This window comes from Vibrio sp. Vb0937, from assembly GCF_033338855.1.
This window is the reverse complement of sequence record NZ_JAWOTK010000245.1, coordinates 1-1,290: the sequence shown is the minus strand read 5'-3', so window position 1 is coordinate 1,290 and position 1,290 is coordinate 1. Positions and strand designations below refer to the sequence as shown.

The 1,290-nt window shown below is 47.9% G+C and carries 2 protein-coding genes; both read left to right on the top strand.

All coding sequences use genetic code 11. The features are described from left to right. The coding region (locus R7P67_RS24800) for an ABC transporter substrate-binding protein (protein ID WP_318086314.1) at positions 1-796 on the top strand (796 nt) is incomplete at its 5' end. A gap of 188 nt (positions 797-984) precedes the next feature. Beyond that, positions 985-1,290: ABC transporter permease subunit (locus tag R7P67_RS24795; protein WP_411912816.1), on the top strand; the 306-nt coding region annotated here is incomplete at its 3' end.

The following is a 1,290-nucleotide window of genomic DNA, read 5'->3' as shown; positions in this document are numbered from 1 at the left end:
TGAAGAGGGTAAAAACCTAGAATTCGACTATAAAACAGCACAAGGTAACCCTACAATTGCGGTACAAATTGCGCGTCAATACGTGGGAGAGAGCCCAGACGTGCTAGTCGGTATTGCAACGCCGTCAGCGCAGGCACTGGTTTCTGCGACTCGTACGATTCCTGTTGTGTTTACTGCGGTGACTGATCCGGTAGGAGCCAAGTTGGTTAAATCGATGAAGCAGCCAGGCAAAAACGTAACAGGTTTATCAGATCTGTCTCCAGTGGCTCAGCACGTTGAGCTCATTCAAGAAATCCTTCCTCAAGTCAAAAGCATTGGTGTCGTCTTCAACCCTGGCGAGGCGAATGCGGTGACGCTGGTTAATCTTCTAAAAGAAAGTGCAGAGGCGAAAGGCATTACAGTGGTGGAAGCCACTGCTTTGAAAAGTGCCGATGTTCAATCTGCTACGCAAGCCATCGCAGCAAAATCAGACATCCTTTACGCGCCTACGGATAACACTGTAGCGAGTGCGATCGAAGGCATGATTGTCGCGGCGAACCAAGCGAAAAAACCAGTCTTTGGCGGTGCAACATCTTATGTTGAAAAAGGTGCGATTGCTGGCCTTGGTTTTGACTACTACCAAGTCGGTGTGCAAACGGCAGATTACGTAGCAGCCATACTTGATGGTCAAGAGCCAGGAAAGCTGGATGTAAAAGTCGCAACGGGTTCGGATTTGGTCATCAATGAGAGCGCCGCTTCTAAGTTGGGCATCCAACTGCCGAGTTCTGTTGTTCAACGTGCGACTAGCATGCAGTAAATCACTTATCTTGAGGTAAGGACTCTTTCTCTCAGGCCCATTTGTCTCAGCATGAAAATGGGCTCGTAAATCGTAAGTTTATAAGAGCAAGTTTTTTCTGAGCGGATTGCTCTCTTTACCTCGACCTAAGTTGAAAGTTGTAACGTCAGATCGCTGCTAGCGATCTGAACATGCAGAAAGGAGCAGTTATGTCTGCATTTGCTTTTTTTGGCGCGCTTGAGATCGGCTTGATTTATGGCTTGGTTGCTTTGGGCGTATATCTTACGTTTCGTGTTCTTGATTTTCCTGACTTAAGTGTTGATGGTAGTTTCCCTATGGGAGCCGCGGTTGCTGCGACAGCTATCGTTGCAGGCATCAACCCTTGGATTGCAACCGGTATGGCGATTATTGCTGGTGGCATGACTGGCTGGGTCACCGCATTTCTCGCTGTACGCTGTGGAATTTTGCATCTTTTAGCGTCCATCCTCACTATGATTGCCGCGTTTTCTATCAAC